The sequence below is a fragment of the Peribacillus loiseleuriae genome (assembly GCF_001183985.1).
Lineage (GTDB): Bacteria > Bacillota > Bacilli > Bacillales > DSM-1321 > Peribacillus > Peribacillus loiseleuriae.
Map to the genome: position 1 here is coordinate 4,546,014 of NZ_LFZW01000001.1, position 15,078 is coordinate 4,561,091.

Sequence of the window (15,078 nt, forward strand, 5' to 3'; positions counted from 1 at the left end):
CTTACTTTCTTTCAATATATAAGAAACTTGAAACAAGTGCCTAACAATCACCTGTAAAAAACAAGGAAGACCGTCACTGCAGCCTTCCTCATTTACATTGTTACCCTTCGTTAATCATTTCTTCGTATGTCTCTGCAGTCATCAATTTCTCGATTTCACTTCTGTCAGATGGCTCGACCACAATCATCCAAGCCTTTTCATAAGGAGACTCGTTTACAAACTCAGGGCTATCATTTAGCTCTTCATTCACTGCAACGATTTTACCACTGATTGGCGCATATAATTCAGAAACTGTTTTAACAGATTCAACGCTACCGAATGGCTCGTCCGCTTTAATTTCATCGCCTACTTCTGGAAGCTCAACAAACACGATATCACCAAGCTCTGATTGCGCAAAGTGAGTAATCCCGATACGAACCGTTTCGCCTTCTGTTTTTACCCATTCATGTTCTTCTGAATAACGTAATTCTTTTGGTGTTGTCATTAGTAAATCCCTCCAAATATGTAGTAGTATTCCTCTTCTAGTATATAAGTAGAGTTTTTAATTGGAAAGTACAATCTTTAAATCCAGTTCTTCTCAAATTCTTCTTCTTTAAAACCTACAGTGACTTTCGTCCCATCTGTAACAATCGGGCGTTTTATTAACATCCCATCAGAAGCCAGAATCTCTAGCATTTCTTGTTCAGATGCTTCTTTCAAACGATCCTTTAAACCCAATTCACGATACTTTTGGCCACTTGTGTTGAAGAATTTTTTTAAATCGAGACCACTGTTTTGAAACAACTCTTTCAATTCAGAACTTGAAGGCGGATTTTCCGCGATGTGGATGTCTTTGTATGTAAATTCATGTGCATCTAGCCACTTCTTAGCATTGCGGCAGGTTCCGCATTTTGGATACCAATAAAATGTTAAGGACATTTTCTCACCACCTATTGATAGAATACCCTTTTTTCAATAGCAATACAAAAGTTACAGCAACGAAAATAAAATGGAACTTCCATAAGTGGGGTTTTTCATCCCCACTTATGGTTAGCTCCGTTCTACTGTCGCTCAAGCACTAGGTCCGAATAGGAATCTTTTCTCATTTCTAAATTTATAAAACAAATTTTCCTGCTTCAATTAATTTAACAGAAGCTTCACGCTTTTTTGCAATAACATTGATCGGAGTGTGTCTAGTTAATTTACGAAGGGAGGAAAGCATGATACGCAATGGGTCACCTATTTCTACAGCAATTAATGTTTCTTTTGCATGCTGCTCGATTTCATTGAACGCTTCTTGAACGAAGATTTCTGTATAAAGTACTTTTTGTTGGTTCTTTTCTATTCCAATTGTAGCGATTGCTTTTTCTGTACGCAGAATAACAGATTCAGCCGCATAAGTAAGAGACGCGATATCAGCAATGTTTACCAGAATTTCTTGCTCTTCTTCAAGCTTAGGTCCAAATTTTTGTGCTGCGAGTCCTGCAACAAGCAAACCGATTTTCTTTGCATTTCTCACCAGCATTTTTTCTTGTGCCAACGGCTCATCATTTGGTTCCTCAGGCATCATCATCATTAATTCTTCTTTTAGAGTCTGAGCTTTCTGAAGAAGTGGCAGCTCGCCTGTTAACGCTTTTTTCAAGAATGTTCCTGGCACCAATAAACGGTTGATTTCATTTGTTCCTTCAAAAATACGATTGATTCGCGAATCGCGGTATGCACGTTCAATTTCGTATTCTTGCATGAAACCATAACCACCATGTAGCTGGACGCCTTCATCTACAACATAATCCAAAACTTCAGTCGCAAAGAATTTATTTAATGAACATTCAATCGCATATTCGGCAATGGATGCTGCAACAGCCTTGCCGTCTTTCACTTCTTCATCTGATAGCTGACTCATTCTTTGTTCAAAAAGACCAACTGTACGGTAGACAGAACTTTCCGCTGCAAAGATTTTCGAAGCCATTGTCGCCAATTTTTCTTTTGTTAAGTTAAAAGAAGATATGGCCGTTTTGAATTGTTGGCGTTGATTCGTATAGCTAGCAGCCAATTCGAAAGCACGCTTAGCCCCACCGACTACACCTACACCTAATTTATAACGTCCGACATTTAAAATGTTGAAAGCAATGACGTGCCCACGACCAGCTTCACCAAGAAGATTCTCAACTGGCACTTGAGCGTCTTCAAGGATCAGCGTACGTGTAGACGAACTTTTGATTCCCATTTTCTTCTCTTCAGCGCCGACGGATACACCAGAAAATTCACGCTCGATGATAAATGCTGAAAATTTTTTCCCATCAATTTTTGCATAAACAATGAATACATCCGCAAAAGCTGAATTGGTGATCCACTGTTTTTCGCCATTTAATACGTAATGAGTTCCTTTTGCATTCAGTCGTGCTAGAGTTTTTGCTCCTAAAGCATCCGAACCTGAACTTGGCTCAGTCAAAGCATAAGCGGCAATTTTTTCACCAGTTGCAAGCAATGGAAGGTATTTTTGCTTTTGATCTTCGTTCCCAAAAAGAACAATCGGCAGAGATCCAATTCCTACGTGAGCACCATGTGTAATTCCGAAACCACCTGCACGAGACATCTTTTCAGCAATTAATGCTGAGCTGATTTTATCAAGACCAAGTCCACCGTACTCTTCAGGTACATCCGCTCCTAGTAGTCCAAGGTCACCAGCTTGTTTAAGCAATTTTACTGAACGGTCGAATTCGTGCTTCTCTAAATACTCAACTTCCGGTACTACTTTATTAATGACGAAGTCCTCCGTTGTTTTTGCAATCATTTTTTGCTCGTCTGTGTAATCCTCTGGGGTGAACATTTGATCATACGTAATGTCTTCTACTAAAAAACCGCCGCCTTTGATTAACTTCTCAGTTTGCTTAGCCATCTACTCGTGCCTCCTTATCGAATTCAAGGTCAGACCTTTCTTGCCAACCGCACAATCCATTATCCGATCAATTCAAATACTCCAGCAGCTCCCATTCCGCCGCCAATGCACATTGTTACTACTCCAAATTGCTGATTTCTGCGTTTCATTTCATGAAGCAGGCTAAGTGTTAATTTTGCACCGGTACAACCAAGTGGATGACCGAGGGCAATTGCGCCACCGTTTACGTTCACGATTTCTTCATTTAGTCCAAGCTCACGGACGATTTGGATCGATTGAGAGGCAAACGCTTCATTCAATTCAAATAAACCAATGTTTGAAAGATCCAGCCCTGCTAGTTTTAATGCTTTAGGAATCGCCGCCACCGGACCAATCCCCATGATTTCAGGAGGAACGCCAGCTACTGCAAATGAACGAAATTTCCCCATTGGAACGAAGCCAAGTGAAGTTGCTTTCTCACGATCCATGACCATAACAGCCGCCGCCCCGTCACTTGTTTGTGATGCATTGCCAGCTGTTACTGTTCCCGTTAGCGAAAAGGCTGGCCGTAGTCTGCTAAGAATATCTGTCGTTGTCCCTTCACGCACACCTTCGTCTGTCGTAAATTGAAAGCTCCTTGATTCGGGCCTTAAATCTGCACCAACAGAGTGAATGGTCACGTCAACTGGAACAATTTCATCAACAAATTTCCCTTCAGCAATTGCTTTTACAGCTTTTTGATGGCTCCGAACGGCAAAAGCATCTTGTTCCTCACGAGAAATTCCAAATTTCTTTGCTACTTCTTCAGCTGTATGTCCCATTCCCATATAATACTCAGGAGCCGTTTCTGCAAGCTTCGCATTCGGACGAGTTACATGTCCCATCATCGGTACCATACTCATTGATTCTACTCCACCGGCAATGACTGTATCGCTAAACCCGAGCATGATTCTTTCAGCACCATACGCAATACTGTTCAAACCGCTTGAACAATAGCGATTGATGGTAATCGCAGGAACAGAATAAGGTAAACCAGCAAGTGCACCGATGTTCCTTGCCATGTTTAAGCCTTGTTCGGCTTCTGGCGTGGCACAACCAATGATTAAATCATCAATGTTTCCTTTGTAATTGCTGGCACGCTTTAATGTCTCTTTCACAACAAGAGCACCTAAGTCATCCGGCCGCGCTTCGGCAAGAGAACCTTTTTTCGCTTTCCCAACTGGCGTTCTTGCTCCAGCCACTATGACCGCTTCTCTCATGAGGACCCTCCTTACGCAAATTTAAGCTATCAATCTATTAGGGGCTATTAAAAAAAGGGTAATTTTAGATTCATCCTCGCTTCATTATTCTCTTTTTGAACGCGCCGGATGCTTATAAATGGTCGATTCAATATCATCTAAAAATCAATTACTCAGCGGCTTTCCTTTAAGAAGCATATGTTGCATTCTCTGCTGTGATTCCGGCATAGAAATTAAGCTCAAAAATGCCTCTTTTTCTAAGTTCAATAAATATTGTTCATCCACTTCTGTACCATATGGAACTCTTCCGCCTGCAAGAACAAAGGCAAGCTTTTTCGCTATGACCATGTCATGCTCAGAGATATATCCTGTTAAACGCATAGACTCGGCACCTAATAGAAGAGTTGCATATCCTGATTCACCCACAACTGGAATTTTTGTCTTTACCGGAGCCGTGTAGCCTTGCTCATATAACGCAAGAACCGCTTGTTTTGCATCATAAATTAAGTGATCTGAATTTACACTGATTCCATCTGCGAAATTCAAGAAATTATTTTCACGTGCTTCTTCTCCTGAAGTGGAAACCTTTGCCGTTGCAACCATTTCAAATACTTTGTTTGCAACTTGCTGCAAATCAAATCCCACACCTTTTGGCAAGCCCTTCAACGTCTTATAATAGAGCTCCTTCGCTCCACCGCCGCCTGGAATTAAACCAACTCCCGCTTCAACAAGACCCATGTACGTTTCCATAGATGCCTGAATACGAGAAGCTGGAAGACAAACTTCAGCTCCTCCACCTAAGGTCATATTAAATGGTGCTACAACAACCGGTTTCGAGCTGTATTTAATTTTCAGCATCGCTTTTTGGAATTGAGTGATCACCATATCTAATTCGAAAATATTATCGTCTTGCGCTTCCATAAGCATTAAGGCTATATTCGCTCCGACACAGAAGTTCTTCCCTTGGTTACCAATGACAAGACCTTTGTAATTCGCTGCTACTTCCTCAATTGTAAAGTTAATCATTTGGATGATATCAAGTCCAATTGCATTGTTCTGTGAGGTGAATTCAAGCAATGCCACACCATCACCGATATCGATTAATGTTGCACCACTATTCTTTTTGATGATCCCTTTTTGCTTTTTCATCTTTTTCAAATTGATTGCTTTAGGATTTTCGATAAGTGGCTTGTATTCACCTAGATGAAAGTATAACGTTTCTCCTCGCTCATTTTCTTTGTAAAAGTGAGTGAATCCATTTCCGAGCATCTCTTTTACCCATTTTGGTACATGAACGCCTTCTTGCTCTAATTTCGTAACGGATTTCTCTATTCCAATTGCATCCCATGTTTCAAACGGACCTTTAGACCAGCCGAATCCCCATTTCATCGCTTGGTCGATTGCCACGATATCGTCTGCAATTTCACCAAGTTGCTGCGCAGAGTAAGTAAGCATTGGCGTCAAAATATTCCACAAGAGCTGTCCGGCACGATCATCCGAATATATAAGTGCTTTCATTTTATTTGAAAAACCTTTTGCCTGCTTGCTCATTTCAGTAGAGGCCGTTTTTAGTTTCTTTCTCGGCCCGTAGTCCAAAGCTTGCGAATCAAGTTCAAGAATTTCCTTTCCTTTTTTCAAAAAAAATCCCTGGCCGCTTTTACTCCCCAGCCACCCTTTTTCAATCATCTTGGTTACGAAGTCAGGAATCTGAAAGACATCCTTCTCTTTACCATCTACCTGTTCATATACGTTTTTCGCTACATGTGCAAATGTATCTAATCCAACAACGTCTAATGTACGAAACGTTGCACTTTTCGGTCTACCAATTATTGGTCCTGTAATGGAATCTACTTCGCCGATGCTATAACCGCCTTTTAACATTTCCTGAACCGTTACAAGTAAGCCATATGTCCCAATTCGATTAGCGATGAAGTTTGGTGTATCTTTCGCTTCAACAACCCCTTTTCCGAGGATATCTTCACCAAATTGTTTCATGAATAAGAGTACTTCTGGATCAGTTGATTTCGTTGGGATGACTTCAAGCAACTTTAAATACCGTGGCGGGTTAAAAAAGTGGGTTCCTAGAAAGTTCTTTTGGAAATCTGACGAACGCCCATCCGCCATAGCTTCGATCGATATGCCTGATGTATTGGAGCTGATAATGCTACCTTGTTTTCTATATTGGTCAACTTTTGCGAAGATTTCCTTTTTCACATGTAGATTTTCAACAACTACCTCAATGATCCAATCGACAGAGCTAAGTTTCTCTAAGTCATCTTCAAAGTTACCTGCTTCAATTAATGCGAGTTTACTTTTTGAAGTAAGTGGGGCAGGCTTTTGTTTCAAGAGTTTTTGAATAGATGAAAGGCTTATTCGGTTTCTCACCATTTTATCTTTAAGTGATAATCCTAGTTTCTTTTCATCCTCGGAAAGCTCTCGAGGCACAATATCTAAAAGATAAGTTGGTATTCCTATGTTAGCAAGATGTGCAGCAATCCCTGAGCCCATAACTCCAGACCCTAGAACAGCAGCCTTTCTGATTTGTCGAACCAAATTCATATCCCCCTTACTCATATACTTTGAATGAACACTCATTCATTTTTTCATTAAAAAATAAGCAATCTTTTTTCTACTTTAAATATAGGTGATTTCAGAAAATTCCGCAATCATTATTGGCTAAAAACGTCATTTTTTCATTCAACAAATGGTGACATATTATTTCTCTAACCACAAAGAATAACAAGGTAGGAGGTGATTCGTAAATGGTCAAACGTAAAGATAATCCATCAAAGGCTGCAGTAAGTGCAGCGAGCGTAAAAGGAAACGCAGGTCCTGGAGTAGAAGGACATGGACAAAACAAAGTGAACAGTACAAATAATCAATTTAAAAAATAAAGTGAAACTTCCATAAGTTTTATCCACTAGGGATGGGCAGTCCCGTTTGACAGGCTGTTTATCTCTACCTATTTTTTCTTGATGCTCTCACAAAGGCGAGTTGGAGGACTACAACCTGTTAAACCGAGATAAAGTCGTTACTCGCCATAGTATATAAAGCAATTAACAACGGTATTTTTTTAGAAGAAACATAATTTTAAGGAGGCATGATGATGCAACAAAGTATACAAGGAAACCAGCCACAGAGTAATGTACCTGTTGGAATTATGAAACAGCCGCCAAAAATGGTTTCAACGAAAGATAGCCTTTATTTAAAAGATATGCTGTCCTGGAATTTACTAGCTATGAAAAAGGCCCATTTCTTCGCCGCTCAATGCCAAGATCAACAAGTCGTGCAAGCCTTGAATAAATATGGTCAAATGCATCAGCGCCATTATAATACCATCCTTACACATCTTGATCCGGCTCAACAAAATCAACAGCTACAATAATAACTTTGAAAGGAGATATGCAAATTGTCCAATCAAAATAAAATACAAAACCCTGAAGCTCCCATTCCCAAAACACCACAAATGAATGAACGTGATTTCATTAATGATATGCTTAGTACGGAAAAATATTTAAAAAGTTCTTATGGAGTGGCATTGAATGAATTGAGCAATCAGACTCTGTACCAGGATATTCAATCCATCAATACCGAAGTGGAAACAGCGCAAAGGGAACTATATTACTTAATGTTCGAAAAAGGCTGGTATGCTCTTGAAAAAGAAGAACCTCAAAAAGTCGGTCAAGCCTACCAACAATTTAACGGCTATAAAAACCAATTTCCTTATAGTCCTGGAATACAATAATGTTCATAACGAACAAAAGGAGAAGGCTAAGCCTTCTCCTTTTGTTCTCGATAGTCGTCGTTCAGTTTTTTTATTTCTTGAATCAGCTTAATCATGTCTTGTTTTGCTTCTGGATAGGTAGCATTCCAATGCTTAGCAAGGGCAGGCATCGATTTAGCTATATACGAATAAAGTGCCCAATACCGGACCTTTTCCTGAAGCTCAAAATCATTTTCTCCAGTAAGAAGCTCCGTATATTTCTCAATCAAACCATCAAATTGCTCAGTAAATTGATCGTTCATATCAACACTCCTTTGCAAGTGACTTTATGTTTTAACGAGCTCTCTATTTTCGTACAGGATAAGAATGTATAAGTCTTTTGAACGAGTTTTGATGTCTAGCTTCAGCGCTTTCTTATTTATCCGTAGAAAACATATATTTCTTATAATGATATCTAATACTAAAAATCAAGCCCATCGCCATCATATTCCCCATCAACGAGCTCCCACCATAGCTAATGAAAGGAAGCGGAATACCTGTAATCGGCAAAACACCAATCGTCATGCCAATATTTTGAAATACATGGAACGTAATCATACTAATTACCCCAACACAAATATACGTATAGAAGTTATTTTTCGTGTCCATCCCTGTTTTCGTTATGTGATAAAGTAGTAAGAAAAACAGACTAACGACAATACTTGATCCAAGAAAGCCGAATTCTTCGCCAATCACACTAAAGATGAAATCAGAATGACTTTCCGGCAAATATACTTCTCTAGCACCGATTCCACCTTCTAATGCTTTCCCTGTAGTTTGTCCTGATCCGATCGCCAGCAATGATTTCGTTAATTGATACCCTGTTGAACTGGCGTAATTATACGGATCTAACCAAGAATAAATTCGTCCAAATTGATATTGCTTAACTCCTAAGTATTTTTCTAAAATATCAGGTTGCCATAGAACGAAATAAAATATCGTTCCAGCGACAGCTGCCCCGCCTGCAAAAATAGGTGTTAGTATCTTCCATGAAACACCTGAAACAAAAATCACTCCAACTAAAATCGCAATTAATACAAGTGAAGTACCTAAGTCAGGTTGCAACATAACTAGCATAATCGGCGCCATCGTTACAAGACCTAGCTTCAATAGCAGCCAGAAATCCGTTTTAATCGTCTTAATTGGATTTTTTTCATGATGAGTGGTCGCCACGTTGGCAAGCGCTACAATCAAAAACGTCTTCATGAATTCAGAAGGCTGAATCGACCCCACCTTTTTAATGACAAACCAACTCTTGGCTCCATTTATGTTAGGAGCTAATGAATCTGGGGCTATCACTAGCAAGAAAAGTAGAAAAAGCCCAAAGCCATACGCATACCAAGTTATTTTCTTTAATTGATCTGAATCAAAGGTAATAATGGATGCTATAATACCTACACCAACCGCGTACCAAAACACTTGTTGAATTAAAAAGTTATTGGCATATTGCCCAGATGTCTGCGCACTGTAAATCGCAATACAGCTCGTAATAAACAGAAGAAATAGTAAAAAGGCTAATGTATAATCAATTCTAGATGAAAATTTATTATTTGATTCCATATAACTCTCCCCTAAGAAGGATTAAGGGAACTATGATCTATAGCATATTTTGCGAAAATAATCCCTTTCGTACACCTATCCATTATACTGTAAACAGACAAAATCACAACTATATCGTTATATTGGATATTTCCCCACACAGTCCCAACTTATCGTCTTTCTGCGCTAAGGCGCCTTCTCTTCATGTAGGTGGTTACAAGACCCTGATTTGGAGAAAATAGAAAAGCCAATCCAAAGATTGCACCCGCAACACTGACCATACATCCTGCTATCGATGCATCTAGCATCACCGCGATGTAATAGCCCATTAATGTGCTCAACACCCCAATCCCCATACTAATGAGAATCATCCGGTTTAATTTCTCCGTCAGCATATACGCAGTTGTTGCTGGAATAATCAACATGCCAACAACAAGAATGGATCCGACACTATCAAAGGAAGCAACGATCGTAACAGACACCATGCCCATTAATAAATAATGAAAGAAAACGCCCGGGATTCCAATCGCTGCAATTTTAAACTGTTAAAAAAAAAGCGTTACTACTAAAATATTTAATAAAAAAATACTACCAACAATCCAAAATGCTTTCGGTGCTTCCATTCCAAACACCTGCCATGTATCCCAAGGTACATAGGCGATTTCCCCATATAAAACATGCTCCAGATCGAAATCAATCTGCTGAGTAAATAAACTTACGAGCAATACTCCAACAGCAAATAATGATGTGAATACGACACCTACTACTTGAATGCCTATCACAACAGCCAAAACAAGCAGGAGCATAATCAGATAATCGAGAAATACGATCGGTAGCCCGTTTCATATATTCTTGTCTAATTATTACTTCCCTTTCAAAATTAAACATTGCTTGTCCACTTGAAATATACTATACTACAATCATATTTAATTAAATATTCCCATTCACCGATGGGATAGAGGCTGCAGTTTATAAGAGTAAAACGGACGAGATTCAATGAAATTCACGACTCCGTTTGAAAGGATAAGTTGCCGAAGTTTGGATAAATCATTGAATATCCGGACTGGCGATGTTTTCGAATAGGAACATCACTGTCACGTTTATTAACGTGGAGAGCTATCTTCGGAAGGATTTAACGGACTTATCAAACAGCCGTCGATCTTTTTCGACTGCTGTTTTTTTATTTGTCCTAAAATACCATGTAACCTTCCATCATAAAAAGGAGTGTACAATACAATTGGAAAATTCGTCCAAAACATCTAACCCCACTCAATTAAAAAGAACTCTTAAAGCACGCCATCTGATGATGATTTCTCTTGGAGGTTCAATCGGAACTGGGATATTTTTAGCAAGTGGTGGCGCTATTCATACAGCTGGTCCAGGTGGAGCGCTGCTCGCCTATGCGGCTGTCGGCATCATGGTTTATTTCTTAATGACCAGTCTTGCCGAGATGGCCGCCTACATGCCAGTAGCTGGTTCATTCAAAGTGTATGCAACGAATTTTGTTGATCCAGCATTTGGTTTTGCTATTGGCTGGAATTATTGGTATAACTGGGCAATTACAATTGCCGCGGAGCTTGCTGCGGTTGTACTAATTATGAAATTTTGGTTTCCAGAAAGTCCTTCAGTTATGTGGAGCGCACTTGCACTCGCGATTATGTTTGGCTTCAACTATTTGTCTGTTAAGGGCTTTGGAGAAGCAGAGTTTTGGTTTGCACTCATTAAAGTTGTAACAGTCATCATCTTTATTGTTACTGGATTTTTAATGATTTTTGGCATTATGGGCGGAGAATCAATTGGCTTTACAAACTTCACAATCGAGGATGCACCGTTTAATGGCGGATTCTTCGCCATTCTTGGAATCTTCATGGCAGCTGGTTTTTCTTTTCAAGGTACGGAATTACTCGGCGTAGCTGCTGGAGAAAGTGAAGAGCCAGAAAAAAATATTCCAAAAGCAATTAGCACTGTATTTTGGCGAATTCTTCTTTTTTACATTTTATCTATTTTTGTCATTGGGATGATTCTTCCGTACACAGATGAACGATTAATGAGTGAAGCGATTTCCGTAAGCCCGTTTACACTCGTTTTTGAACGCGCAGGATTTGCCTTCGCTGCATCCGTCATGAACGCCATCATTTTAACATCCGTCTTGTCTGCAGGTAACTCAGGCATGTACGCCTCTACTCGTATGCTTTGGGATTTAGCACGTGATGGTAAAGCACCAAAGTTCTTAGGGAAATTGGATAAAAGAGGCGTACCCGTTAATGCCTTAATCGCCACCACTTTAGTTGGGTCACTTGCTTTCTTAACAACTTTCTTCGGCGATGGTGCGGTTTATATTTGGTTGTTAAATGCATCAGGGATGGCTGGATTTGTTACTTGGCTTGGAATTGCCATCAGCCATTATCGCTTCCGCAGAGCCTATATCGCACAGGGACACGACATTAAAGATCTTCCATATCGGGCAAGATGGTTCCCACTCGGTCCGTTATTAGCACTGTTTCTATGTATTTTCATTATATTAGGTCAAAACTACCAAGCCTTTACAGGAAGCGGTGTTGATTGGAATGGGGTACTCGTTTCCTATATTGGCTTACCCTTATTCTTAATCGTTTGGCTCGTCTATAAAGTAAAAAACAAAACAAAATTAATCCCTTTAAAAGACTGTGATTTTGAAAACAAATGAGGAAAAGGAGCCGGCATTTTCGGCTCCTTTTTTCACCTTCTTTAGATCAAGGCATCCATTAGTGTGCAGACGGAAAGACACGTTTAACGGTTTCACTAAATTCATTGGCAAAACCAGCAATAGGATGGCCATTTCTTACATTATTAGAATATCCTCGCATACGATCAATAAAATCTGGATTTGAGGACACATACACATTAGCAATGCCTGAATCGACTGATCTCACTTTATCAGCTATTCTTTTTTCTATAATATTCGCCCTTTCTCTTCCCCCTAAGTCTGACAGTTCAGCTGCAACATAGGCACTGTTTCCCATTACCATTACTGAAGAGCTATTCACTTCTGGCAATTTATCGACTTCTATAGCAAGGTAGTTTCCTTCTCGGATGTTATTATTAGAGTTGTTTCTTACATTATAGCTCCGGTTGTAGTTTCCATTGTTCTGATTGTAGTTTACATTATAGTTCCCGTCATAATTCCCGTTAGGATTCATAGTTGGGTTGTAACTTACATCTGTTGGGTTATTCACACCTGTTTTTTTAGTTCCCTGATTGGCATTGTGGGCTGTACACCCTCCAACAAATAGTGTTGCTATTATTCCACCTGCAATAATTGCGTTCTTCATTCCATCACTCCTTTTTAGTTATTACAAATTTAGTGTTCGTCAGAGAAGATGAAATATGTAATGAACGAAATAAATAGCCTAAAACAAATATTTCCAAGCAAACCATTGGACTTGTTTCCTTCATTTACCTTCTTTCTAAGCATTACAATCCGAAAATCAAATTTGCGCGCCGGATTTCCCTAATTACGCGCCAGAATGAAGGGATTTCTCGCCAGAACTAGCACTTTTCGAGCGAGATTTGCGATTTGCGCGCCGGAGCCCCCAGTTATCGTATTTTACAGTAAATCTTCTGCACACAAAAAAACAGGCAAGAAGATTCATCTTCCTGCCTGTTCCCTCATTCTCCAGATGTTTCTTGAGTAGGTGCTTCCACCTTATTATCCACCGGAGTTTCTTTATTTTCTTCGTTATTATAATTATAATCAGAAGGTTTGATTGGCGTGAAATCCTTAGGCGTATAGAAACGCAATAAATCTCCATTCACGACCTTATCGGAGTACTGAAGTAGTTTTTGCGCAAGTTGTTTATCCGCAGCAATCTCTTCCGTTTCTTCGATTAATTCCCCTGTCTTGGTATCATAGTATTTTCCTTTTATAGAAGTTACAGATGGTGTAACAAAATCACCATTGCGGAACGGAATAATCTGGTGATGATCTTGAGACAATAAATCTGAACCAAACTCCACATATTCTTTCGTCTCAACGCCTAATAAATGCATAAGTGTCGGCATTAAGTCTATTTGCCCACCATACGTATGATTGACGCCACCTTGGACACCTGGAGCGTGAATTAATAAAGGTACGCGTTGTAGTTGCGCATTTTCAAATTCACCAACTTCAGTTCCAAGTACTTGAGACATCGCTCTCATATGGTTTTCTGAAATTCCATAATGGTCACCGTACATCACGATAACGGATTTATCATATAAGCCAGATTCCTTTAAATAAGTAAAGAATTCTCTAAGTGCTTCATCGGCATATCTGGCAGTTTGAAAGTAATTATCTACTGACTTATCTCCCGTTGTATGAGGTCCAATTGTTGTTAACTTTTGATCGATTGAATACGGAAAATGATGTGACACGGTTATGAATTTCGTATAAAAAGGCTGTGGTAACTTATCAAGCATCGGAATGGATTCTTTGAAGAATGGTTTATCCATCAAGCCATAGCTCATTGTATCTTCTTCATTCATATCGTAATAGCTTGCATCGTAAAAACGATTAAACCCAAGTGCTTTATAAATCTTATCGCGGTTCCAGAATGTCTTATAGTTCCCATGAAAAACAGCAGACGTATATCCTTTTTGACCTAAAATAGCTGGTGCAGCCTGATACGTATTTTGATCATGTGTCGTGAATGCTGAACCTTGTGGCAAACCGTACAATGAATTTTCAAGCATAAACTCTGCATCAGATGTTTTACCTTGACCAACCTGATGGAAAAAATTATCAAAATACATAAAATCTGAACTATGTGCTAATGAATTTAAGAATGGTGTCACTTCTTCTCCATTTAGTTTGTAATCAATCAGGAAATTCTGCATGGATTCTAAATGAAGATAGATTACGTTCTTCCCTTTTGCAACACCGAAATAATTAGGGTTTGGCTCAGCATACATAGCCTTTGTAAAATTGACAATCTCTGCAGTATCCGTACTATTGGCTGTCGCTCGCTGTGCATATGTTCTCGTATTCTGTACAGCATCATAGACCATATAATTGTACATACCTAAATATTTAACAATATAATTACGGTCGAATGTTCTAGTAAGTAGTTGTGGACGATCTTTTTCCGCTAATGCAAGGTTTACTGAGAAAATAGCAATCCCAGCAAGGAAGACCATAGCAACCGTGCGGCGTTTCATTTTAATTTCACTTGGCTTGATTGCTTTAGAATAATATAATGCGATCAAGATGATTGTATCCAAGAAATACAAAATATCATGCGGCTTGAATAATGCCATTACACTTGGACCTAAATCACCAAAATTTGATGCTTGGGTAAGTGTTGGTAAAGTAATGAAGTCAGTAAAAGAACGATAATAAACGATATTAGAGAACAAAATGGCTGATAAAATGAAATTTAATCGAATCACCCATTTATATGTTTTTTTCCCCTTGGCTAACAATGCTATTCCAAAGAATAGAATCGCTGAACTAATCGGGTTAATTAACAGCAGAAACGATTGAAGCTTGTTATCAATCCCTAAATTAAATTCCATCTGATAGCCAATATATGTTTTTATCCAAAATAATGTAACTGCTATTAAGAAGAAGCTAAGAAGTTTAGTTTGTAAAATGCTTTGACCCTTTTTAAGAAAATTATTCATGTTTCACCTCTACTAATCTAGTAATCTGAGCCTTAACCGAT

Annotated in this window: 13 protein-coding genes, 1 pseudogene and 1 riboswitch; of the genes and pseudogenes, 4 read left to right on the forward strand and 10 right to left on the reverse strand. The window is 39.1% G+C overall.

All coding sequences use genetic code 11. The features are described 5' to 3' along the window. Window positions 1–100: 100 nt before the first annotated feature. From gcvH to AC625_RS21135, 5 genes are all read right to left on the reverse strand, one after another. Window positions 101–484, reverse strand: a complete 384-nt coding sequence (gene gcvH / locus AC625_RS21115; protein ID WP_049683066.1) for a glycine cleavage system protein GcvH — start codon at window positions 482–484, stop codon at window positions 101–103. A 77-nt stretch (window positions 485–561) separates the two neighbouring features. Next, window positions 562–918: an arsenate reductase family protein gene (locus AC625_RS21120; RefSeq protein WP_049683067.1), complete on the reverse strand. Its 357-nt coding sequence runs from the start codon at window positions 916–918 to the stop codon at window positions 562–564. 175 nt (window positions 919–1,093) lie between these two features. Continuing rightward, the gene (locus tag AC625_RS21125; protein ID WP_049683068.1) at window positions 1,094–2,878 is read right to left on the reverse strand and encodes an acyl-CoA dehydrogenase family protein; all 1,785 of its coding nucleotides are present in this window, start codon (window positions 2,876–2,878) and stop codon (window positions 1,094–1,096) included. Window positions 2,879–2,937: 59 nt separating this feature from the next. Next, entirely contained in the window at window positions 2,938–4,116 is a 1,179-nt protein-coding gene (locus AC625_RS21130; protein WP_049683069.1) for an acetyl-CoA C-acetyltransferase, read from the reverse strand. A gap of 144 nt (window positions 4,117–4,260) precedes the next feature. Beyond that, window positions 4,261–6,648, reverse strand: a complete 2,388-nt coding sequence (locus tag AC625_RS21135; protein ID WP_049683070.1) for a 3-hydroxyacyl-CoA dehydrogenase/enoyl-CoA hydratase family protein — start codon at window positions 6,646–6,648, stop codon at window positions 4,261–4,263. Window positions 6,649–6,857: 209 nt separating this feature from the next. On the opposite strand from AC625_RS21135, the gene AC625_RS26150 reads away from it, so the two are divergent. From AC625_RS26150 to AC625_RS21145, 3 genes are all read left to right on the forward strand, one after another. Next, window positions 6,858–6,989, forward strand: a complete 132-nt coding sequence (locus AC625_RS26150; RefSeq protein WP_082191192.1) for a YuzL family protein — start codon at window positions 6,858–6,860, stop codon at window positions 6,987–6,989. Between the two features lie 212 nt (window positions 6,990–7,201). Further along, window positions 7,202–7,480 (forward strand): hypothetical protein, encoded by a 279-nt coding sequence (locus AC625_RS21140; protein ID WP_049683071.1) that lies wholly within the window; start codon window positions 7,202–7,204, stop codon window positions 7,478–7,480. 81 nt (window positions 7,481–7,561) lie between these two features. Further along, the gene (locus AC625_RS21145) at window positions 7,562–7,840 is read left to right on the forward strand and encodes a spore coat protein (protein WP_049683858.1); all 279 of its coding nucleotides are present in this window, start codon (window positions 7,562–7,564) and stop codon (window positions 7,838–7,840) included. Window positions 7,841–7,866: 26 nt separating this feature from the next. Here the strand turns inward: AC625_RS21145 and AC625_RS21150 are convergent, their stop codons facing one another. The 3 genes and pseudogenes from AC625_RS21150 to AC625_RS26155 form a co-directional block, all read right to left on the reverse strand. Continuing rightward, window positions 7,867–8,121: a DUF2573 family protein gene (locus AC625_RS21150; RefSeq protein WP_049683072.1), complete on the reverse strand. Its 255-nt coding sequence runs from the start codon at window positions 8,119–8,121 to the stop codon at window positions 7,867–7,869. Window positions 8,122–8,233: 112 nt separating this feature from the next. Beyond that, window positions 8,234–9,418 carry a rod shape-determining protein RodA gene (gene rodA, locus AC625_RS21155; RefSeq protein ID WP_049683073.1) on the reverse strand — a complete coding sequence of 395 codons (1,185 nt, stop codon included), beginning with the start codon at window positions 9,416–9,418 and terminating at the stop codon, window positions 8,234–8,236. A gap of 149 nt (window positions 9,419–9,567) precedes the next feature. Next, a pseudogene (locus tag AC625_RS26155) lies at window positions 9,568–10,203 on the reverse strand (metal ABC transporter permease). 142 nt (window positions 10,204–10,345) lie between these two features. Continuing rightward, window positions 10,346–10,524: riboswitch (Lysine riboswitch) on the forward strand. Window positions 10,525–10,634: 110 nt separating this feature from the next. Between AC625_RS26155 and AC625_RS21165 the strand changes: the two are divergent. Beyond that, complete coding sequence (locus AC625_RS21165) at window positions 10,635–12,083, forward strand: amino acid permease (protein WP_245645059.1); 1,449 nt, start codon at window positions 10,635–10,637, stop codon at window positions 12,081–12,083. A gap of 58 nt (window positions 12,084–12,141) precedes the next feature. Here the strand turns inward: AC625_RS21165 and AC625_RS21170 are convergent, their stop codons facing one another. After that, entirely contained in the window at window positions 12,142–12,708 is a 567-nt protein-coding gene (locus tag AC625_RS21170) for a YhcN/YlaJ family sporulation lipoprotein (protein WP_049683074.1), read from the reverse strand. A gap of 337 nt (window positions 12,709–13,045) precedes the next feature. Further along, window positions 13,046–15,037, reverse strand: coding sequence for a lipoteichoic acid synthase (ltaS, locus tag AC625_RS21175; RefSeq protein ID WP_049683075.1), 1,992 nt, complete (start codon window positions 15,035–15,037; stop codon window positions 13,046–13,048). Between the last annotated feature and the right edge of the window lie 41 nt (window positions 15,038–15,078).

Bases quoted from the DNA above. Each gene is read 5' to 3' on its own strand.
- ltaS (WP_049683075.1), bottom strand. From the start codon at position 15,037: ATGAATAATTTTCTTAAAAAGGGTCAAAGCATTTTACAAACTAAACTT.
- AC625_RS26150 (WP_082191192.1), top strand. From the start codon at position 6,858: ATGGTCAAACGTAAAGATAATCCATCAAAGGCTGCAGTAAGTGCAGCG.
- AC625_RS21170 (WP_049683074.1), bottom strand. From the start codon at position 12,708: ATGAAGAACGCAATTATTGCAGGTGGAATAATAGCAACACTATTTGTT.
- AC625_RS21125 (WP_049683068.1), bottom strand. From the start codon at position 2,878: ATGGCTAAGCAAACTGAGAAGTTAATCAAAGGCGGCGGTTTTTTAGTA.
- AC625_RS21145 (WP_049683858.1), top strand. From the start codon at position 7,562: ATGAATGAACGTGATTTCATTAATGATATGCTTAGTACGGAAAAATAT.
- AC625_RS21130 (WP_049683069.1), bottom strand. From the start codon at position 4,116: ATGAGAGAAGCGGTCATAGTGGCTGGAGCAAGAACGCCAGTTGGGAAA.
- AC625_RS21140 (WP_049683071.1), top strand. From the start codon at position 7,202: ATGCAACAAAGTATACAAGGAAACCAGCCACAGAGTAATGTACCTGTT.
- AC625_RS21150 (WP_049683072.1), bottom strand. From the start codon at position 8,121: ATGAACGATCAATTTACTGAGCAATTTGATGGTTTGATTGAGAAATAT.
- gcvH (WP_049683066.1), bottom strand. From the start codon at position 484: ATGACAACACCAAAAGAATTACGTTATTCAGAAGAACATGAATGGGTA.
- rodA (WP_049683073.1), bottom strand. From the start codon at position 9,418: ATGGAATCAAATAATAAATTTTCATCTAGAATTGATTATACATTAGCC.
- AC625_RS21120 (WP_049683067.1), bottom strand. From the start codon at position 918: ATGTCCTTAACATTTTATTGGTATCCAAAATGCGGAACCTGCCGCAAT.